Raw genomic sequence first — 20608 nt, forward strand, 5'->3', positions numbered from 1 at the left:
GCTTTCAAAGCAGCTTGGCAGAGAATTTTAACCACATTTTGCCACATCGCCCGCCAAGATAGGCACATGCACACTCCTGTCGTCATCGCGGCCTTCGCCAGCCTCCTTGTTGTCATTGCCCTGCTGCAGCCTCTGGCGCGGCGGCTTGACCTTGCGCCCAGCGTTCTCATTGCCGCGGTGGGCGCCATGATCGGCGTTCTCGCGGCCTATCTGCTCTATACGCCGCGGACCGACACCTTCAACGCGCTGGCCTATGTCTTCGTCGATCCGCCGATCGATTCCGAGACGGTGCTCTACATTTTCCTGCCGCTGCTGCTCTTCCAGACGACGCTGACGCTGGACGTGCGGCGGATCCTGGAAGACTGGGTTCCGATCCTGCTGCTGGCAGTCATCGCCGTGCTGGTGGCCACCGCGATCATCGGCTTTGCATTGTTCCCGCTGGCGGGCGTTTCCCTGGTGGCCTGCCTGCTGCTGGGTGCCATCGTCGCCACCACAGACCCCGTGGCCGTTGTCTCCATCTTCCGCGACATCGGCGCTCCGGGGCGCCTCGGACGCCTCGTTGAAGGCGAAAGCCTGCTGAATGACGCCGCCGCCATCGTGCTCTTCGTCATTCTGCTGGGCATGCTGACCGGTGCGCAGACCCCCGAGCCGATGGCAGCTGTCGTCACCTTCTTCCGCTCCTTCATCGGCGGCATCCTTCTGGGCCTCGTTGCGGGGCGCGGAGCGGTGGCCCTCCTGCCGATGATGCGGGAGAACAAGCTGGCGCAGGTCACCTTCTCCGTCGCCCTGCCCTATCTCGTCTACGTGGTCAGCGAGCAGCTGGCGGATGTTTCGGCCGTTGTCGCCGTGGTCGCCAGCGGCATCGTCTTCAATCTCTACGGCCCGGCCCGCATCACACCGGATGCCTGGTCCTATCTGCATGATGTGTGGGAGCAGATCGCCTTCTGGGCCAGTTCCCTCATCTTCGTGCTTGCCTCGATCCTGATCCCCGAGTTGCTGACAGGCTTCCGCATGCTGGACGCCCTGCTGCTGGTCGTCCTCATCGTTGCCGCCCTTGCCGCACGCGCCGTGGTGATATTCGGGATCATGCCACTGCTTGAGGTGATGAAACTCAGCGAACCGGTCAATACACGCTACAAGACCGTCATTCTCTGGGGCGGCATGCGCGGCGCGGTGACGCTGATCCTTGCCCTGTCCATCACCGAGCACCGGACCCTGCCGGATGATGTGCAGCGCTTCGTGGCCGTTCTGGCGACCAGCTTCGTGCTCTTCACCCTGCTGATCTACGGCACCACGCTGAAGCCGCTGATCAAGATCCTGAAACTCAACACCCTGTCGCCGCTGGATCAGGCGCTGCGGCACCAGTTCCAGGCGCTTGCCCTTTCGGATGTGCGGGACGAGGTGGACGAGGCCGCGCACGCCTATTCCATTTCGGATGCCATCGCCCGCAAGGTCAGCGATGACTATGCGGCGCGTTCGGCGGAAGCGGCGGAAATCAATGCCTTTGCCGAAGACATCATGGACCGTGAACGCGTGCTGCTGGGCCTCATCGCCCTTGCCGACCGCGAGCGTGTTCTGGTGCTGCGCCATTTCCGCGAAGGCACGGTTTCCAACCGTACCATCACCAGCCATCTGGCTCTTGTCGGCCGGATCGCCGATCAGGCACGCACCAAGGGCCGGACCGGCTACAACCGCTCGGCCCGGCGGATCGTCTCTTTCGGCAAGCTGTTCCGCCTCGCCCAGTGGACCCAGCGCTGGCTGAAGATCGACCTGCCGCTGCGCATCGTCGTGGCTGATCGTTTCGAGCGGCTGCTGCTGACCCGCATCGTCCTGAACGAATTGATCGAGTTCAACAGCAACCGCATCAAGCCGCTCCTGGGCGACCGCGTGGCGTCGATCCTGCACGAAACCCTCGACATCCGCCGCGAGGACATCGTCCAGGGGCTGGATGCCATGCGCCTGCAATATCCCGATTATGCCGATGCGCTGGAGCTGGACTTCCTGCGCCGCACCGGCCAGCGTTTCGAGGAGGCGGCCTATTCCGACGCCTATACCCAGACGCTGATCGGCACCGAGCTTTACAACGACCTCAAGCACGAGCTGGCCCAGCGCCGCACCACGGGCGGCGGCCGCCCGCGTCTGGACCTTGGACTGAAGACGCGCGATCTCGTTGCCCAGAACCCGTTCTTCTCCGGGCTGAAGGATGCCGAGCGTGAGGAAATCGTCCGGCTGATGCGCCCGCGCTTTGCAACGCCCGGCGAGTACATCATCCGCAAGGGCGAAAAAGGTGACGCAGCCTATTTCATCTCGTCGGGAGCGGCAGAGGTGCGGACTGCCTTCGGCACCCATGCTGTCGGGCGTGGTGACGTGGTGGGCGAAATCGCCCTTTTGACCGGCCAGCCGCGCAGTGCCGATGTGGTCGCCCTTGGCTATTGCAATCTGCTGGTGCTCTCGGCCACCGATTTCCGCGCTTTGATGAAGCGTTCGGCGGATCTGCGCGCCCACGTGGAGCATCTGGCCCAGGTCCGCCTCGGCATGAACCAGGCAGATGCGGCAGCGCTTGCCACGCCGGAATAGCTTTCCCTTGTTGCAGAACACTTTTGCCGCCTTCCGGTCTTGCCGGAGGGCGGGCCTGCGGGCTAGCTTGCAGCCGGAGTTGTCAGACAACATGGCCGCACAGGCTTGTGGCCGTATGGGAGATGTTTCATGGATTTCACCGGCAAGACCGTTCTCGTCACCGGCGCAAGCTCCGGCATTGGCCGTGCCACCGCCATTGCCTTCCTGAAGGCCGGCGCGAATGTGGTTCTCACCGGCCGCCGGGAGGATGCCTTGGCGGACACGCTCGCCCGCTCGGGTGCTGCCGCTGACAAGGCCCTGATCCTGGCCGGAGACGTGAGCACCGAAAGCTTCACCGATGGTCTCTTTGCCCGTCTGGGCGAGCGGTTCGGCCGTCTGGACGTGGTGTTCAACAACGCCGGCATCAGCCTGCCCTCGACGCTGATCGACGACATGAAGCCGGAGGACTTCCGCAAAGTGCTGGACGTGAACGTCTACGGCGCTTTCCTCATCGCCCGTGGCGCCTTCGGCATGATGCGCCGCCAGTCGCCGCAGGGCGGGCGCATCATCAACAACGGCTCCATCTCCGCCGCCGTGCCGCGTCCGGGTTCTGTTGCCTACACCGCGTCCAAGCATGCCATCACCGGCCTTACCCGCACCCTTTCGCTCGACGGGCGGCCCTTCTCCATCGCCTGCGGCCAGATCGACATCGGCAACGCCGCCTCGGACATGACGGAAGTGATGCAGAAAGGCGTGCCGCAGGCCAATGGCACCATCGCCCCGGAACCGGTGATGGACGTCGCCCATGTCGCAAGTTCCGTGCTGCATATGGCCAGCCTGCCGCTGGAGGCCAATGTCCAGTTCATGACCGTGATGGCCACAAATATGCCCTTCATCGGCCGCGGCTGATTTTCTTCCAACATCTGACGCAGATGCCGCCGGACCTTCCGGCGGCATTTGTATTTTTCAGTCTTGTGCAGGCCACTTCTCACAGAGAGCTGAAATTACTTATCCCGTTCGCACAGGTGGTATCCACACCTAGCCTTCGTGCGAGACTTTCTTAAACCTCTTGCCCCTATCGCGCGCCCATGATCGCCCTGTTTCCAACGCGTTGGCGGAATGACAAGCCACCATGGCCTGCAGCCGGAGTAGCAGAGACGGATCACGCGGAGATTCAAACATCACTGAAGCCATGGTGGGCGGAGCAGCAGATAGCGGGTTCTTAGAAAAAATTAAAATGGGACCTTTCCGAGAACTCCAGGGGCTAACTGCGGACAAATCTAGCAGCCGGTCTTCCTTCTGTTTCGGTGATTTTTGTGAAAATCTCGGAAGCGGCGACTTCCGGAGAGATGGTGTTTTGAACCATGCATCCAAGGGATCTGAGATTACGTTCGAAGGCACGGTAAGTCTGAATCGTAAGATCTCCCAATGGTTCTCGACCTTCGCGCGTGGCTTCTCTTTCGATCACGGCTTCAATAGGTGCCCAGATCGTAAAGAGGTAAACCGGAGTGTCCGGAGGAAGCCATCGGCAAAATCTCGAGATTTTTTCCGCAGCATCAAAGACGTACTCGAAAATTATTCGCGGTGCTCCCATTCCTAAGTATGCCGACGTCAAAGATGCCCCGGCGCGGTAGGTCGAGCCAGGGCCTAGGTATTGTCCAGCATCAGGTGGCGCAAACCATCGAATGGCATCGCCCGAAATATTTATCGTCCCTGGGAGCATTCCTGCCAGCTTCAAGGAAACAGAGGTTTTCCCCACCCCGGCTGGACCATTGATGATTACGACATGTGTCAATTCGAACTTCCGTTCAACGCGCGGCTGTTTGCATCATGCTGATGGAACTTCGCCGCCGCGACAAGATGGTGAACAAGATCAACAATGGGACTGTCCCGTTTGATGGGACGGCGCAACGGCGATCTGTCAGATCAGGAAAGAATCTGTTCCCCCTGCAATTGGCATCGGAGATGCTAAGGCAATGCGCCGCCGCAATATCTGGCGTTTCCCTGAGCGAACAGGACAAGCAATATCCTAAAAACGCCCCATCTAATAAACTTCCATTTATTTGAAAATTACTTGCAACATTTTTTCTGCAAAATCGCCACATAAACACCAAACAGACAGTCCATCTTTTCAGGTAACGCAGCTTTGCCAGTTTTCGGCAAGGCGAAGACCTTGTTTTTGATTTAGGAATTCACGGAGCCAGCCCCGTGCCTCACCCGCTCTACAGCTACCGGCGCCTGCGGTACGGTCTGCTTCCGGCCGTGGTGCTGCTGCTGGCAGGAGAGGCACCGGCCAATGCACAGGCAGTCTCGCAAGGCTGCCTTGAGATCAACGCCGGGCATTTCAACGCCATGTCCGGCAATCTCAATCAGATCGAGCGGACGGCAACCGGCTTCGGCACTGGGGACACAGTGACCATCACCTTCACGCCGAACAGCGGCACGCCCTATCGCTACACCCTGTCCGAAACCGGCGAAGCGCCCAGATCCGCCGCTCCCTCCGGTGCGATGACGATCACCCGCACCATTGAGCGGGCAAACAGTGCATTGACGCTGCAGTTTCGGACTGAAGGGCTTTATTTCGACACGGTCACGGTTACCGCCGCCTGCGTTCCATCGCGAGAGACAGGCCCCTTGAGCCCGGAAGCTGCCAGCATCCGGAGTTTCCGGGAGGCACAGGGGCGGGCCTCTCTCTCCGCTCTCGCTGCCTCGGCCAGCACCATGAGCGATGTGGTGAGCGGAAGCATCGGCGCCGGCTTCGGCGGGGGAAAGTTCTTCGCGGCAGCCCCAGGCTATATCACCCTCAACCTTGGCGAAGGCATCGCCGCCAAGGAGAATGCGGCGCGCAACCGGGAGCTCTTCCGCAAGCTGCGGATGGATGAAAAGCTGGCACTTGCCGCCACCCGCCAGCCCGTGCCGGTGCAGCGCCCGTGGACCGCCTGGGCCACCGTACGCGGCAGCTGGCTGAGCGGCGGCCCGGAAAGCACCGGCAGTCAGATCAATGCCCTGTCGGGCGTCGGATACCGGGTGGCACCGGATACAATTCTTGGGGTAATGGCCGGGTCCGAGCGCTTCGATTACGGTTACAGCTCCGCAAAATCCGGCCTCATCGGCGAAGGCACCACCCTTGGCAGCTATTCCGGCTGGCGCCTGACCCCGGCGCTGACGCTCACCACCATGGCCGCATGGTCGGGTCTCACCTACAAGGGCCGCTCCGATGACATTGGCGGCAATTTCTCCGGCTCACGCTATCTCGTGGGTGCCGGCCTGACAGGCCGTCAGACATTTGGTCCCGTTACCCTTTCTCCGGAAGCGCGCTTCTACGGCGCCTATGAGCGGCACGGCAGCTTCACGGCCAGCAACGGTACCTCAATGGAGGCGATGGATGTGTTTCTGGGGCGCACGACCCTCGGCGCACGGGCCAGCATCACCCAGACACTCACCCCCTATATCAAGGCCTCTCCCTATGCAGGCGTCTATGCCAACCTGCGTTACTCGCAGGCGCTGGATCTCAGCCAACCGAATACCGAGCCAATGGTGGCCGGAGCCTGGTCTGCCCTCACCAGCGCCAGCCTCGGCGTCAACTTTACAGGCCGCCGGGGGGCCAGCCTCAATCTGGGCGGCCAGGTGTCCGACATCGGCGCCAGCAGCCAGAGCTGGAGCGCCACGGGGCGCCTCTCCATCGGCTTCTGATACCCCCCTGCGGCGCTTGAACCATTTCAAGGCGCAATGCATCCGCATCGAAAGTCTTGGCAGGAGGCGCTCAGCGCCGCATGCCGCGCATCATCTGCCGCTTGCCCGCAAAGCCCTTGATGCGCTCCACCTCGAAGCCCGCTGCCTCAAGATTTCGCCGCACCCATCCGGCTGCACTATAGGTGGCAAAGGTGCCGCCCGGTGCCGTCAGGCCATGCACAGCCGCCATCAGCTCCGGGCTCCAGAGCTCCGGGTTCTTCGCCGGGGAGAAGCCATCGAGGAACCACGCCTCGACCGGCAGCGCCGACAAAAGCCCCTCAGGCCCCTGTCCCGATGTCAGCTCGGGCAGCAAGCTGCGCGCGTCACCAATGCCAAGCCACAGGCGCGCCCCGTCCATCGCCGCCAGATGCCAGCCCGGCGTCAGGGCGCCGTCATCTGAAGCCATGCCGGCAAGCGCCGCGCGCAGCTCAGCCGCCTCCCCGGCCACATCGGGAAAGGCCGCATGCGCCCGCTCCAGCTGCGCCAGCGTCAGGGGATAAGCCTCGAAGGACAGAAAGGTCAGCTGCGGCGGCGCCTCCAGTGTCCGGATCAGCTTCAGCGTTGCCAGAAGGTTCAGCCCGGTGCCGAAGCCAAGCTCGCCGATGCTGAAGCCTTGACGCCCCGCCATGCGCTGCGGCAGGCCGTTTCCGGCGTGGAACACATGGCCCGTCTCGGCCAGACCGCCCGCGCGGGAGAAATAGGTGTCGCCGAAGCGCCCGGCACGGGGCACTCCGTCTTCCAGCCATTCCAGCTCCGGCGCTGTGCCTGCCTGCGGCAATACAGCCCTCAAATCCTCTTGCCCTGCCTGTGTCATGCGCTACTGATCGGATCGTGACAGTTGCCTTGGATTGCATCACTTCCGGACGAGATGTCAAAGCCAATCCATCCTTCTGCCCGCGCCATCAGCACAAGCCAAGGACGCCCCGCATGACCCAGCAGCCCAGCCCCGCCATCCTTCAGGGGGCACCGGATGTTCTGGTCATCGGTGCTGGCGTCTTCGGTCTGTCCACCGCAAGAGCTGCGGCAGAGGCCGGTCTGTCGGTCACGCTGGTGGAAGCAGCTCAGGTGGGGTCAGGCGCCAGTGGGGGCGTTCTTGGCGCGCTGATGCCGCATATGCCCGCCCGCTGGAACGCCAAGAAGGCCTTTCAGTTTGAGGCCCTTGCCGGTCTTGAGGGGCACATTGCCCGGCTTGAGGGCGAGACGGGCCTTGAGACCGGCTACCGCCGCTGCGGCCGGGTTCTTCCCATCACCACGGCGGATCTTCTCGCGCACCACCATGCCCGGGCGGCTGAGGCGCGGACGCACTGGAATACGCCTGTTACCGGCTTTGCCTACGAGATCGAGGAGGCGGGGGAGCACGCTGCCTGGCTTGCCCCCGAGGCCGCCCCCTTTGGCGTTGTCCGCGAGACGCTGGCCGCGCGCATCAGCCCCCGCCGCTATCTTCAGGCGCTGGCGCAGGCCTGTTCCGCGCGCGGGCGCCTCTTCACCGGCGCGCCCGTTGCCAGTGTCAGCGGCAGCGCCCCTTCCATCACCCTCGCGGATGGTGAGACCCTCAGCGCCGGTGCCATCGTTCTGGCGCAGGGCTTTTCCAGCTTTGCCATGCTGGAGGCGCTGACCGGCAAGCCGCTTGGCGAGGGCGAGAAGGGACAGGCCCTGCGCGTTGCCGCCCCGGAGCTTTCCACCATGCCCGCCGTCTACTGCGACGGCCTCTACGTTGTCCCCCACGGGGACGGCACCGTTGCCATCGGCAGCACCGCGATTGCCGGCCGTACGGACACCGAAGCGGAGGCGGGCCCCGCCGCGGCCCTGCTCGCCCGTGCCATCCGTTTCTGCCCCGCTCTTGCTGGCCGTGAGCTTGTGGAGACCTGGGCCGGCGTGCGGCCAAAGCCGTTTGGCCGTGATCCGCTGGTTGGCCGCATCCCCGGCTTTGACGGCATCTTTGCCGCCACCGGCGGCTTCAAGATCAGCTTTGGCATCGCCCACCTTGTTGGCGCCGCCCTTGCCGCCGAGCTTTGCGGCAAGGAACCTGAGCACCCCCTGCCCCCGACCTTCCACGCCAGCGCCCACTTTGCCTGACCGCATGGTTGTTGATGCTGACATTCCGGCCTCCCTATGCCCATCCGGCAAAGCCCCGGGAGGGCGCTGACATTCGCCTCCCGCTCAGGAGAGGCTTCCATTCCTAGGGACGCAGGGACGCTGCACATGTGAGGTGAGGGGCTGGACAGCCCGCCAACCGGTCACTACTCTCCCAGAAACGAACCGAACGGTTCGGTACGCAGATCATCACCAGAGTTGCAGGGGAAGACTATGAGCCTTGAAAGCGTGCGCGCCTTCTTTGCCAGCAAGGCACCGGATATCGAGGTGATGGTGAAGGACGCCAGCACCGCCACCGTTGTGGAAGCTGCAGCTGCCCTTGGCGTGGAACCGGCGCAGATCGCCAAAACACTTTCCATTGCCGTGGGGGACGAGACGATCCTTCTGGTCACACGCGGCGATGCCCGCCTCGACAACAAGAAGGCCAAGGCCGCCTTTGGCAGCAAGGTGAAGATGCTGGGGCTGGATGTGGTGGAAGAGATCACCGGCCACCCGGTCGGCGGTGTCTGCCCCTTCGGCCTCGTCCAGCCGCTGAAGGTCCACTGCGATATTTCGCTGAAGGCCTTTGATGTGGTCTATCCGGCGGCCGGTGCCGTCAATGCTGCCGTCTGCATCACCCCGGAGCGCATGGCCGAACTGACGGATGCCATCTGGGTGGATGTCTGCCGGGAGCCGGAAGCCGCCACGCAGGACGCCTGAACGCCGTCCTGCGGCTTCATCTTGCCGCCGCATTCTCTGGCCTTAATGCCGCTCCAGATTTCTATTCGCGGAGCGGACCAGATGATTTCAACCCGTTATTCTCTTGCCCGGCTCGCCGCCATCTCACTTGCCGGCGTTTCCCTGTTCGTTTTCCCGGCAAATGCCGGGAGCATCAACGTTACATTCACTCTGGCCGGCGAGGCATTCGACGGCCCGCCTGCCTACGAAATCCGATATGGTGATCAGGAAATAGCCAAGGGCACTGTTGAAAACGCAATCGATACATCCACAGACGGACCGCTCTCGAAGCTGACGGACTGGCAGGATCATCAGAAGGCAGTCACTTTCACCGTCGATTCTGCCGATCTTGAAAAGAACCAGCCCTTCTCCGTCCACTTCACCAATGACAAATGGGGCGGCGCAGGCACGGCGATGGACCGGAACCTCTACGTGCTGTCGGCGGAAATCGGCAGCGTGAAGGTTCCAGCGCAAGACATCAAGGTGCTCGACAAGGCTCAGCCCAAGGACAACGCCACCGGACCGCGCGGCGCCCGGCTTAGCAACAATTCCAGTATTGCCGTGATCGAGCCGCCGGCAACCGGCTGGCTGCCGGCCTCTGCACAGGCCGGGGAAAACACGCCTTCCGAAGGTGCGGTGCCTCCGGTCGCGGACGCGCAAACACAAGAGACGCAAACACCGGACGCGCAAATACAGGGGACCCAGCCTCCGGCCGAGCCTGTTCCCGCGGACAAGGCTCCGGAAGCACAGGCTGACGCCACTGCCGCGCCGTCCACGTCCCCGGCCGTTCCTGACGCCCCGGCCGCTCCTCAGGCCTCTGCGCCGGAAACTGCCGTGCCTGCCGCTGGTGAAAAGGTGCCGAATGCGCCGAAGTCCAAGGCATCGACCAATACGGCAACGCCGAGCCCGAAAGCCAAATGCGCGCCCAAGCGCGTTGATGTGACCGGCTTCCCGCTCAACCGCTCGGACCTGCCCGGCGAAGCGCATCTGCCGCTGAAGACGGTGGCGGAGCTGAGTGCAAAAGAGGGCTGCAAGCTGGAGGTGACCGGCTTCAGCAGTGTGGCCGGGCCGCGCAAGATGAACGAGGCCCTGGCCCATGTGCGTGCGCAGGCCGTGGCAGACTTCCTGAAGGAACAGGGCGCCAGCGCGGACCGCATCACCATTGTCACCGGCGGCGAAACCCGCCGCTTCGGCCGCACCGGCGCGCTCAACCGCCGCGTCACCGTAGAGGTCATGGACGGAAACTGATACCAAGGCTTTCGATGCTGACGCATCACGCCTTGAAGATGCTCAAGCGCCGCACGGGCTTAACCAATTCTCGATGAGTCAAGCTCATCGAGAATTGGTATGAGTCAAATCCCCCGCGAAACGGAAAATGCCCCGGCTCATCGCCGGGGCATTGCTGTTTCATGAGACCTGACAGATATCAGTAGCTGCGGCCAACACTGACGTAGTTGAAGCCGCGCTGGGTCATGTCTTCCATACGGTAGATGTTGCGCAGGTCGATGACGTTCGGCGTGCGCATGATCGACTTCAGCCGGTTGAGATCCAGCGCACGGAACTGGTCCCATTCCGTGATGATCACCACCGCATCGGCATTCTCGACCGCATGATACGGGCCGTCGCAGAACATCACGTCCGTCATGGACTTGGACGCCTCGTGCATGCTCACCGGGTCGAAGGCGCGGATCGTGGCACCGGCTTCCTGCAGGCGCTTGATGATCGGAATGGACGGCGCCTCGCGCATGTCGTCGGTGTTCGGCTTGAAGGCAAGGCCAAGCACGGCCACCGTCTTGCCGGCGATGTCACCGCCCAGATGACGGATCACCTTGTCGGCCATGGCCAGCTTGCGGTCATCATTGACCTTGATCACCGTATCGACGATCTGCACCGGAGACCCGGCCTCGTGGCCGATCTTGGACAGGGCCAGCGTGTCCTTCGGGAAGCAGGAGCCGCCATAGCCGGGACCTGCATGCAGGAACTTGGAGCCGATGCGGTTGTCGAGGCCGATGCCGCGCGACACTTCCTGAACGTTGGCACCCACCTTCTCGCAAAGGTCGGCCATCTCGTTGATGAAGGTGATCTTCACGGCGAGGAAGGCGTTGGCGGCATATTTGATCAGTTCGGACGTGCGGCGGCGCGTCACCAGGATCGGCGTTTCGTTGAGATAAAGCGGGCGGTACAGTTCGCGCATCACCTCGACGGCACGCGGATCATCCGTGCCGACGACGATACGGTCCGGACGCTTGAAGTCCTCGATGGCCGCGCCTTCGCGCAGGAACTCCGGGTTGGACACAACCGCAAAGTCAGCTGCCGGATTGACGCGGCGGATGATGTCCTCCACCTCGTCACCGGTGCCCACCGGAACGGTGGACTTGGTGACCACCACCGTGAAATCCTTGATGGCGGCGGCGATCTCTTCGGCCGCGCCATAGACATAGCTCAGGTCCGCATGGCCATCGCCACGGCGCGACGGCGTGCCCACGGCGATGAACACCGCATCGGCACCGGCAATGGCGTCTGCCGCATCGGTGGTGAAGGACAGGCGCTCTTCGCGCACGTTCTTGGCAACAAGTTCAGCCAAGCCCGGCTCATAGATCGGGATCTGTCCCTTGTTCAGGGCGTCAATCTTGCTGGCGTCCTTGTCGACGCAAATGACCGTATGACCGAAATCCGCAAAGCAGGTGCCGGAAACAAGCCCGACATACCCAGTCCCAATCATTGTCACGCGCATGGCGGTAACCTCATTTAATCAAATATGACTTGCTTTCAGAACCACCGGAGCAAGCTCCGGATCGCCGATCGCGATGAAAGCGGAATTCTCGAGCCCGCTGCCATCCCGGGAGGCGGGAGCGTGGTACGCGAGTTCCGTGGCCTCTGCCCCGCCCGGGGTCAGAGACAAAACCCTTCCGCCGGCTGCACGCAGAACCGCGTGACCGGCAGCAATATCCCATTGCATGGTCGGCGACAGGCGCGGATAGACATCCGCGCGTCCTGCCGCCACCAGGCACAATTTCAATGAAGATCCCGCAGACGTGACATCCGAGACGGGCAGTTGCTCAATCAGCTGCTTGGTGCGCGCGCAGGCATGGGAACGGCTGGCCAGCACCGTCAAGCCCCCCTCCGGCGCGGGGCGAACATGGACCGGCACACCGTCCCCCGCCTCCAGCGCGTCAGGGCTGACCCTGGCCATGCGGGCATCCGCACCGCCGGTCCAGTAGATTTCGCCTGAGGCCGGAGCATAGACGACGCCGGCCACCGGAACACCCCGGTCGATCAGTGCAATATTGACCGTGAATTCGCCGTTGCGGCTGATGAACTCGCGGGTTCCGTCAAGCGGGTCGACGAGAAAATAACGGCTTGCAGCAGCCGGCACATGCCCGGCCGAAACTGCCTCCTCCGCAATAACCGGAATGTCCGGGCAGGCATCCGCAAGGCCCTTCAGGATGACCGCTTCAGCCGCCTGGTCAGCCAGGGTCACGGGCGATCCGTCCTTTTTCTCGGCCGCGTCATGATCACCGGTATAAATAGCGAGGATAGCCCGCCCCGCCTCCAGCGCCATGCTGATCAGAGGTTTGCAGTCGATGGCAGCTTCACTCGCCGCAGCCATATGGCCAAGCTCTGTCACAGCAGATCCCCACGCTTTACACTGCTCTTCTCATACAGAGGAAAGCAGTGGAGCGCGAGCGGAAATTGGCAGCAGAAGTTGCGAATGAAATCAGCGGCTTCGCTGAAAGCTCTCAGGCCGCGAGACGTTCTGCGGGCTGGGTTGCAGCCCTTGTACGCGCCTGCTGGCCAAGGACGGGGCCAGCCTTCGGCCGCATCATCAGCGCTGCCAGCGTCGCCACCACAAGCGCAATAGGCCAGAACAGCGCGGAAACCACGGCAAGTGCGGCGGAGAAGCGGGAGGAGTTACGGGTTTCAACCAGTTCGGCAAAGGAGAATGTCAGGAAAAATCCGGCAACAATGCAATAGATCCCGCCACCGAGAAGGCTCAGAACAAGGGTTCCAGTCATCGCAAACTCCACGCCGGTCGACTGCCGATGCCAGTCTCCGTGGGCACTGCCGCCCGGTGGAGATCCTCGGCATTTGAGCAATTCGATTCATAGACTGGAAATCATTAACAAGGCTTGAACTTCCGTTGCGGCTCCACGGCCCCGCCACACTTCTCTTCAAGCGCCAGAAAAAGAGCACTTCGATAAAATTGTCCCGATCCATTTAAAATGGTTTCAGGAGGAGGCGCTGTATCAACGGAACAGGATCAAGGGAAAGTCATGCGCCGTAAGGTCTCAAGCCGATGGCTGCTGCTTCCACCATTCGAAGATGGGAAAAGGTCATGTTCAAGAAAGTACTTGCAGCGGCGGCCGCGGCGCTTTTTCTCAGCGCAACCGCATATCAACCGGCACAAGCCAGCTGGTTTGGCGGTGCCCGCACGCTCGGAGACCCGGAAATCTCGCGCATCGAGCCGAAGAACACTGTTCGCGCGCCGCTGGCCTATCAGATCTTCTGCCTGCGCAACAGTGCCGAGTGCCGGAAGTCCAAGGGCGCAACGTCTGTTCCCTACTCGGCCGCCCTTGCCGCCAAGATCGAACGGGTGAACCTGTCCGTGAACCGCTCAATGAAGTGGAAGCAGGACGAGCGCGATATCTGGAAGGTTGGCGGCGCAGCCGGCGACTGTGAGGATTTTGCCCTGACCAAGCGCAGCCGCCTGATCCGCATGGGCGTTCCTGCCGGAGCACTGCGCATGGCCGTCGTGAAGACACGCAAGGGCGAAGGGCATGCTGTTCTGGTGGTCCGCACCACCAAGGGCGACCTCGTTCTCGACAACACCAAGGATGAAGTCCTCACCCGCGAACAGACGAACTACCGCTGGATCGGTCTTGCCTCTGCCGACCCGCTGAAGTGGGAACGCCTCTGACACGGGACATGCGACACAAACGCATTGTGCCCTGAAGTGCCAAAGCGCCGCCTGGCTCCGCCTCAGGCGGCGCTTTTTTTCCAAATGGTGCTGCGGGAGATCATGCATGTTCTCTCTCGCGGGCTGCTTGCGATCCCCCGCCCTCCCGCTGCACGCAGCGGTGTGAGGCCGAATGAGGAAAAGGCGTGCCAAACAAAAGAAAAGCGCGCCAAATGGCGCGCCTTTTAGTCTACCGCAAAGCGGCAGGAATTCGCATCAAGCCTGACGAGGTCCGGCAGCAGCATCAGCTTTCGCTGGCAGCTGTCTCAATGTCAAGGCCACCGGCGTCTGCGCTGAGGGTGCTGGCGAGGTTTGCAAGCTGGGTGCGCTGACCGGCATCCGGGCTGTATGCGGCGGCGGCCTGAATGCCGCGGGCCACGTTTGCGCCGGCACCCGGAATTTCTGCAAGGCGCGCTCCGAGATTGGCGATCGCGGCGACACGGCGGGCAGCCGGCACACTGGCGAGGTACGAATTGACGAGCGCGGCACAATCACTGCCGGACGCGCAGCCTGCAACGACTGCCTCGACAGTCAACGCCTGCTGAGCATGCGCCGGAACAGAAACACCTGCGATCATTGCGGCTGCGGCAGCAACCTGAACCATCTTCAAAAGAGCCATTTTGTGTCTCCTAAACTATAAATTTCATTACGCAACGGAGCGCATGCCGTAAAGTCCGGCAATCTCGGACTCTTGTATGCCATACCTTTCAAAACTTGTCATCAGTTTTTAAAGATTCCGTTAACCCATGCAAGGATCATGGTTACCTGCCGTTTTCCGCGAAGGAAAGTCCGGCTGGCGGCACTTTCTGGGGACACTGCCCTCCGCCACCCTTCCGCATCTATTTAGAATTTTGGTGTAATACGCAATAACGTGATGCCAATGACAGATTTTGCCGTGTCAGACGCATCAGGATGGGTTTGTGTTCACGTCCTGCAGGCACTGCAGGCAACAAAGCAGAGCAACTTTAGCCTTGAAGTCTCGTAAAGGAAATTTCCCAACCGGGCGCCGGCCGGCGCGTTTGGCGCTTGCCGGCTGCATCGCCGGTCTCGGCCTCGCCCTTGCCGGGCTGGATGCGGTCATCGGCGAAAGCAGCGCCTTCTTCACCCGGTCGGGCAATCAGGCCGAACGGCTGCAGCCGCTTTATGATGGCGGGGCCCGGGCCAGCTTGTCGACCTACTCGAACAAGCTGCTGATGCGGGACTGCGACGAAGCCCTGTCCTCCGTTTATGCCCGTCTTCTTCCTCAGGAGCAGCGGGAGGCCGGAGCGCGCAACTGCCTTGCCCTTGCACGGGAAGTGACAGGCGGCTCGCCTGCCAGCGGCGTGGCATGGCTCATTCAGGCAAAGGCACAGGACGTGCTTGGAGATCGGGCAGCGGCGGCGGCGGCGATCCGGCGCTCCCAGGAGGCTTCGGCGGGAGAAGGCTGGCTCGCCGTTTCACGCATCCGCTTTCTGCTGCCGAGACTTTCGGCGATGGGTGAGGAGGGACGGACCATCCTTGTGCCTGATGTGACATTGCTGGCGATGTCACGCAACGGTCCGGCCCGCCTTGCGGAACTCTACCAGCAGAACGGTGAAAACGGTCAGGCGCTGATCGGTATAATCGACAGCTTGCCGAATGAGCCAAAGACGCAATTCTTGCGGCAGCTACGCGCCCTGTCGCGTCAGGGCGCCTGACGCGGTCCATAAGAACGACGTTATTCAGAGACCCATAAATGTTCAGCAGCAGGCCCAGAGCAACCCGGGACAGACTGTCCTCAGGCGGCAGCGGCACCACCCGTCTCAATGACACCGCCGGCAGGGTTCTCCTTGCCGTCATGCTTGTGGCCCCGGTGCCATTCGGCAGCAACAGGCCTGTTTTCTGGGCGCTCTGGGCCCTGGTGCTCGGGCTTGTGCTCGCCTGGTACTGCTTGCAGTTCAGCCGCTCCGGCAGCGTCAGCCTGCGGATGCCTCTTTCCGCCACATGGCCGGTGACGATCCCGTTTTTCGCCGTTGCTGCCTTCATGCTGGCCCAGATCCTGCCGCTCGGCAGTTTCACCTTCACCGGGCAGACCGGTGCCGTTTTCGAAAGCCGCAGCATCAGCCTTGTGCCGGGCGACACATTTCTCGCCCTGTTGCGCTGGCTGTCCTATGGCGTGCTTTTCTTCCTCGCAGTACAGGCAGGCGTGCGCAAGAACCGCGCGCGGCGGATCACGCTGTTTCTGACAGGCATCGTCACGGCCCAGGCGCTCTATGCCATCATCGCCCTGCTTTACCTGGGTGATGGCGTGCTGTTCGTCGAAAAGTCGCAGTACATGGGCGATGCCACAGGCACATTCATCAACCGGAACTCCTTTGCGACTTTCATGGGGTTCGGCGCCATTCTGGCTGCGCTGCTTGTCCTGCCACCGGCTGAGAACGAGCCCGGCTCGCCCCCGCCGCAGTTGCGCGGCGTCGGCGAGCGCAGCGGCCTGCCCAAGCGGGGCTTCAGGATCTCATCCCAGCAGGTCCTGGCAGCCACCGCCTTCCTCATCATCATAGCGGCACTTGCCGCCTCCAATTCGCGCATGGGTCTTTTTGCCGGCGGCTGCGGCGTCGCAACCGCCGTGCTCCTGCGCCTGCCCTCACTGCGCAGCCGCCTCATTGCCTTCAGCCTGCTGATAGCGGGCGGACTGGCGATCGTTGCCGTTTATGGCCAGGGCACGCTGGAACGCAGCCTGACCGTTGAACGGGATGCCGACGTCCGCTGGGCAGTCTACGAAAACACCTTCAGAATGATCGGCGACCGTCCCCTTCTCGGTTTCGGCGCAAGCACGTTCGAAGCGGCCTATCCGCTTTACAATGTCATGCCCCGGTCCACCTCCGTCGTCTTTGACAAGGCGCACTCCACGTACCTCGCACACTGGAGCGAGATGGGCCTCCTGTTCGGCAGCCTGCCGATCGTCATCGTCCTTGTCATTGCCGCCTCGCTTCTGCCGGCGGCTCTGTTTCGCGGCAACCGGCAGATCGAAATCTGCGCTGCAACGGGAGCCATCGTCCTGGGTGCCGTTCACTCGCTTGTCGACTTCAGCCTTGAGATCGAAGCCGTCACCTTCCTCTTTGTCATCATGCTGGGCCTTGGCTATGCCGCAGCGCGTGAACGCGCTGCGCGCGCCGTAGGAGATGCAGGAGGCAGCGCATGAGGCGCCTGCTGACTGCATTTGGCGGCCTCTTTTCGGGCAGAGCGCGGGAAACCGGAGGCGTCAATCCGCGCGTTATCCTGCGCGAAGACCGGCCACAGGTGCTCTATGCCGTAGGCGACATCCACGGATGCCTTGATCTTTATGAAGAGCTCGAGGCCTTGATCCTGGAGGACGCGGCCCAGTTCTCCGGCCCTGCAGACCTCATTCTGCTCGGCGACCTCGTCGACCGCGGCCCTTCGACCGCGCAGATGCTCGATCGCATGCTGACCCCGCCTCGCGGCGGCATGAGGCGCACCATTCTTGCGGGCAATCATGAAATGATGATGCTCGGCTTCCTGGAGGATCCGAAAGCGAACATGGCCTGGCTGGCCCACGGCGGCAAGGAGGCGCTGTTTTCCTACGGCATGAGCGCGGAAGAAATTGACAACCTCCGGCGCAATCCCAGAACGGCTGCAATGCTATTGCGCAGCTACATCCCGGAAGAGCATGTGCAGCTGCTGGACAGCCTGCCGACGGCATACGCGATGCCCGGCATCATATTCGCTCACGCGGGCATCCGCCCGAATGTGCCGCTTGCGCTGCAGGACGATCTGGATCTGGCCTGGATAAGACAGGATTTTCTGTCCAGCACCGCCGACCATGGTGCCATCGTGGTGCATGGGCATACGGTCGTTCAGGCGCCCGAGGTCCATAGCAACCGCATCGCCATCGATACCGGCGCATATGCAACCGGTATACTGACGGCTCTGCGCGTGACCTACGACGGGCATATTTCATTCCTGCAGGCAAGCGCTGGACGCAAAGGCGCTGCTCAAGTATGACTTTGCGCGATAATGTTTTGTCTCCAATCATTGACCCAAGATCTGAGCCCTCCCCTCAGTCTGACAGGAAAGATGTCTTTTCATGGATGACGCAGAGATTGATTTCCGCCGCCTTTTTGGCATAGTTCGCCGCCAGCTCAAGTTAATCATTGCGACAATTGCAATCATCCTCGCCATTGCGAGCATCGCACTTTTCTCGATTACACCGCTCTACACCGGAACCGCCCTGGTTCTTGTCGATCCCAGCCGCAAAAACCTTCTGGATCCCAGCAATTCCATGGGATCTTCGGCAGCTGACAGCGCGCGCGTCGAGAGCGAAGTGGAAATAGTCGATTCCGACGCTGTTCTTCTTTCTGTCATTGCTGAAAAGGGGCTTGTGACCGATCCCGAGTTCGGTGTGAAGATTGGCCTTCGGGACAAGCTGCTCGCATTCCTGCGCATCAGAGACATAACGATTCCGACGGGCGAAGAGGCACTTGGCTCGGTTCTGGCCAAGCTCAAGAACAATGTATCCGTGTCCCGCCGCGGCCTCACCTATCTGATTGCAGTCAGCGTTCGGTCAGAGAATCCGGCCCGTGCTGCCGAGCTCGCCAACACAATCACCACGACCTACATCCGGTTGCAGATCGAGTCCAAGACATCGAATACAAGAGAGGCGCGCGATATCGTGCAGCGCCAGGTGGCCGATGCTGAAAATGCCGTCGTCACCGCCGAGAAGGCCTACGACGATTTCATTCTCTCCAATGTCAACGCAATTGCCGAGCAGACAGGACGCACTGATCTGACCAGCATGCGCGGGCGGATCGATCAGCTGATCGCGGACCGGTCCTCGGCAGAAAGCCAGGCCATGGCGTTGCGCCAAAGCGTGGCGCGGAGCGACTGGCAAAGCGTTGCCGACAATCTCCAGACGGCTGCCGTAGCCGAGCTGAACCGTCAGCGCATGGAACTGGAGCGCAGCCTGGCACAGGTAGAAGGCGGCTCTGCACGGGCCATCAATCTGCGCGAGGAACTGGACAAGATCAACGCCAGCCTGCAGCAGGAAACGACCTCGGCGCTGCAACAGCTCCAGAACTCCGCATCTCAGTATGACCAGGAAGCTGCAACGCTGCGGCGGGACCTCAGCAGCGCCATCCTCAACAGCAATCTGCCTGCTGACATGCTGGCGCAGATCTACCGGCTCCAGCAGATCTCCCGTAACGCGACTTCCCAATACCAGATGCTTCTTGCCCGCTCGCAGACACTGGAAACGGAAGCCGCCCTGCAGATAGCCGACAGCCGTGTCGTCTCTCCGGCTTATCCGCCGAACAGGCCCAGTTCGCCGAAAGTGCCCCTGATTCTCGGAGTGGCTGTTCTCTTTGCCATTGGCGCCGGCCTTGCACTGGCTTTCATCTTCGAGAATTTCGTTGGCGGCTTTACGGACGAAGAGCAGGTTCAGGCCGTGACACGCCTGCCGCTTGCAACCGTCGTCCCCCGGCACAACAGCAATGTAGCCGACATGCACTCCATTTCAGATGCGCTTGTCGACAGTCCTTTGTCCATGTATGCGGAATCCATCCGCAGGCTCCGGGCGACACTCGACAATGCGCTTCAAAGCTCCTGGGCACAGCAGCCGGAAGAGGCCCGCAAGTCTGGCCGTGTGATCATGCTGTCTTCAGCCATGCCCGGAGAAGGCAAGTCGACTCTCGCCCTGTCACTGGCACGCACGCTCGCTCTTTCGGGCGCCAGCACGCTGATCATCGACTGCGACTTCCGCAAGCCGAGTATCCAGCGCCATCTGAACATCGAGCCCTCCAATGGGCTGGTGGACTTCCTGATTGGTGACATCGGCTCGGATGAGCTGCTGCAGAACATCGTAAGGTCTGATCCCAAAACGTCGCTCACGGCCGTGGTCGGCGCCCGCCGGGCAGACGTGCCGACGGATCAGCTGCTGACCCGGGAGAAGTTCTCCCGCCTCATTCAGACCGCACGTCCCCGCTTTGACTATATCGTGCTGGACTCCCCCCCGATCGAGCCGGTGGTCGATGGCCTTTATCTCGCAAAATATGCGGATGTGATCACCTTCGTCATCCGCTGGGCCCGGACGCCGCAACGCATGTGCGTCAACGCCATCCAGCGCCTCAGCCAGACAAAGAGCGAGCATTGCCGTATTCTGACCGCCCTGAACCAGCAGGAAGGCAAGACGACCTTCTACAACACCTATTCCGACTACTACACGGAGTAGGTGCGGGCGCAGGCGGCGGCTTGTCCGCCAGGGGCCGGCGGACAAGCCGGTTCATCAACGGCCGTTGACAATCAGCCACGCAACCGGCCGGCTGCGGTTCCGCAGCCGGTTTTTTCGTGGCCGGAGGCTGCCCGAACCTACGTCAGGTTCCATCGCCGCGCAGACTTCCCGCGCCGGATGCAGATTGGCTGCAAAGTCGGCGTATGGACCGGTGCCCGATGAGCCTGACGCAGCCAGTACCGGTCCAGCCGGCGCGGCCCGTGAGCAATTTCAAGGCGTGATACGCCAGTATTTCAGCGCCTTAAAGGAGACCGTGCCTAAAAGTGCCGCATCCCGCCGATTGCGCTGCG

Annotated in this window: 18 protein-coding genes; 12 read left to right on the plus strand and 6 right to left on the minus strand. The window is 62.0% G+C overall.

Annotation, left to right across the window (positions count from 1 at the left end; genetic code table 11):
- Positions 1–66: 66 nt before the first annotated feature.
- Entirely contained in the window at positions 67–2577 is a 2511-nt protein-coding gene (locus ACVNHC_RS00365) for a cation:proton antiporter (protein WP_050471039.1), read from the plus strand.
- A gap of 129 nt (positions 2578–2706) precedes the next feature.
- Positions 2707–3465 (plus strand): SDR family oxidoreductase, encoded by a 759-nt coding sequence (locus tag ACVNHC_RS00370; protein WP_122519597.1) that lies wholly within the window; start codon positions 2707–2709, stop codon positions 3463–3465.
- A 355-nt stretch (positions 3466–3820) separates the two neighbouring features.
- On the opposite strand, the gene ACVNHC_RS00375 is transcribed toward ACVNHC_RS00370, so the two are convergent.
- Positions 3821–4351 carry a hypothetical protein gene (locus tag ACVNHC_RS00375; RefSeq protein WP_457166144.1) on the minus strand — a complete coding sequence of 177 codons (531 nt, stop codon included), beginning with the start codon at positions 4349–4351 and terminating at the stop codon, positions 3821–3823.
- A 35-nt stretch (positions 4352–4386) separates the two neighbouring features.
- Here ACVNHC_RS00375 and ACVNHC_RS00380 point away from each other — a divergent pair, with 35 nt between their 5' ends.
- Together ACVNHC_RS00380 and ACVNHC_RS00385 are read left to right on the plus strand one after the other, a co-directional pair.
- Positions 4387–4623 (plus strand): hypothetical protein, encoded by a 237-nt coding sequence (locus ACVNHC_RS00380; RefSeq protein WP_457166145.1) that lies wholly within the window; start codon positions 4387–4389, stop codon positions 4621–4623.
- Between the two features lie 141 nt (positions 4624–4764).
- Positions 4765–6249, plus strand: a complete 1485-nt coding sequence (locus ACVNHC_RS00385) for an autotransporter outer membrane beta-barrel domain-containing protein (RefSeq protein ID WP_122519596.1) — start codon at positions 4765–4767, stop codon at positions 6247–6249.
- A 70-nt stretch (positions 6250–6319) separates the two neighbouring features.
- Here the strand turns inward: ACVNHC_RS00385 and mnmD are convergent, their stop codons facing one another.
- The gene (mnmD, locus tag ACVNHC_RS00390) at positions 6320–7066 is read right to left on the minus strand and encodes a tRNA (5-methylaminomethyl-2-thiouridine)(34)-methyltransferase MnmD (RefSeq protein WP_457166146.1); all 747 of its coding nucleotides are present in this window, start codon (positions 7064–7066) and stop codon (positions 6320–6322) included.
- A 149-nt stretch (positions 7067–7215) separates the two neighbouring features.
- On the opposite strand from mnmD, the gene ACVNHC_RS00395 reads away from it, so the two are divergent.
- From ACVNHC_RS00395 to ACVNHC_RS00405, 3 genes are all read left to right on the plus strand, one after another.
- Entirely contained in the window at positions 7216–8364 is a 1149-nt protein-coding gene (locus ACVNHC_RS00395; protein WP_457166147.1) for an NAD(P)/FAD-dependent oxidoreductase, read from the plus strand.
- A 231-nt stretch (positions 8365–8595) separates the two neighbouring features.
- A complete protein-coding gene (locus ACVNHC_RS00400) occupies positions 8596–9081 on the plus strand; it encodes a YbaK/EbsC family protein (protein ID WP_058900423.1) in 486 nt (161 codons plus the stop codon).
- An 81-nt stretch (positions 9082–9162) separates the two neighbouring features.
- Entirely contained in the window at positions 9163–10347 is a 1185-nt protein-coding gene (locus ACVNHC_RS00405; protein ID WP_457166148.1) for an OmpA family protein, read from the plus strand.
- A gap of 178 nt (positions 10348–10525) precedes the next feature.
- Here ACVNHC_RS00405 and ACVNHC_RS00410 read toward each other — a convergent pair whose 3' ends face one another.
- From ACVNHC_RS00410 to ACVNHC_RS00420, 3 genes are all read right to left on the minus strand, one after another.
- Positions 10526–11833: a UDP-glucose dehydrogenase family protein gene (locus ACVNHC_RS00410; protein ID WP_019962851.1), complete on the minus strand. Its 1308-nt coding sequence runs from the start codon at positions 11831–11833 to the stop codon at positions 10526–10528.
- Positions 11834–11851: 18 nt separating this feature from the next.
- A complete protein-coding gene (cysQ, locus tag ACVNHC_RS00415; RefSeq protein ID WP_209004791.1) occupies positions 11852–12661 on the minus strand; it encodes a 3'(2'),5'-bisphosphate nucleotidase CysQ in 810 nt (269 codons plus the stop codon).
- A gap of 178 nt (positions 12662–12839) precedes the next feature.
- Positions 12840–13115: a hypothetical protein gene (locus ACVNHC_RS00420; protein ID WP_457166149.1), complete on the minus strand. Its 276-nt coding sequence runs from the start codon at positions 13113–13115 to the stop codon at positions 12840–12842.
- Positions 13116–13435: 320 nt separating this feature from the next.
- Between ACVNHC_RS00420 and ACVNHC_RS00425 the strand changes: the two genes are divergently transcribed.
- On the plus strand, positions 13436–14017 hold the full coding sequence (locus ACVNHC_RS00425) for a transglutaminase-like cysteine peptidase (RefSeq protein WP_050471029.1): 582 nt from the start codon (positions 13436–13438) through the stop codon (positions 14015–14017).
- Positions 14018–14300: 283 nt separating this feature from the next.
- Here the strand turns inward: ACVNHC_RS00425 and ACVNHC_RS00430 are convergent, their stop codons facing one another.
- Complete coding sequence (locus ACVNHC_RS00430; protein WP_163001220.1) at positions 14301–14675, minus strand: hypothetical protein; 375 nt, start codon at positions 14673–14675, stop codon at positions 14301–14303.
- A gap of 400 nt (positions 14676–15075) precedes the next feature.
- Between ACVNHC_RS00430 and ACVNHC_RS00435 the strand changes: the two genes are divergently transcribed.
- From ACVNHC_RS00435 to ACVNHC_RS00450, 4 genes are all read left to right on the plus strand, one after another.
- A complete protein-coding gene (locus ACVNHC_RS00435) occupies positions 15076–15732 on the plus strand; it encodes a hypothetical protein (protein WP_122519587.1) in 657 nt (218 codons plus the stop codon).
- A 38-nt stretch (positions 15733–15770) separates the two neighbouring features.
- Entirely contained in the window at positions 15771–17216 is a 1446-nt protein-coding gene (locus tag ACVNHC_RS00440) for an O-antigen ligase family protein (protein WP_457166150.1), read from the plus strand.
- Complete coding sequence (locus ACVNHC_RS00445) at positions 17213–18037, plus strand: metallophosphoesterase (RefSeq protein ID WP_457166151.1); 825 nt, start codon at positions 17213–17215, stop codon at positions 18035–18037. Before ACVNHC_RS00440 ends, ACVNHC_RS00445 begins: the two co-directional genes overlap by 4 nt.
- Positions 18038–18119: 82 nt before the next feature.
- Entirely contained in the window at positions 18120–20258 is a 2139-nt protein-coding gene (locus tag ACVNHC_RS00450; RefSeq protein WP_094462166.1) for a GumC family protein, read from the plus strand.
- Positions 20259–20608: the final 350 nt, after the last annotated feature.

Source organism: Pannonibacter sp. Q-1, assembly GCF_054073275.1.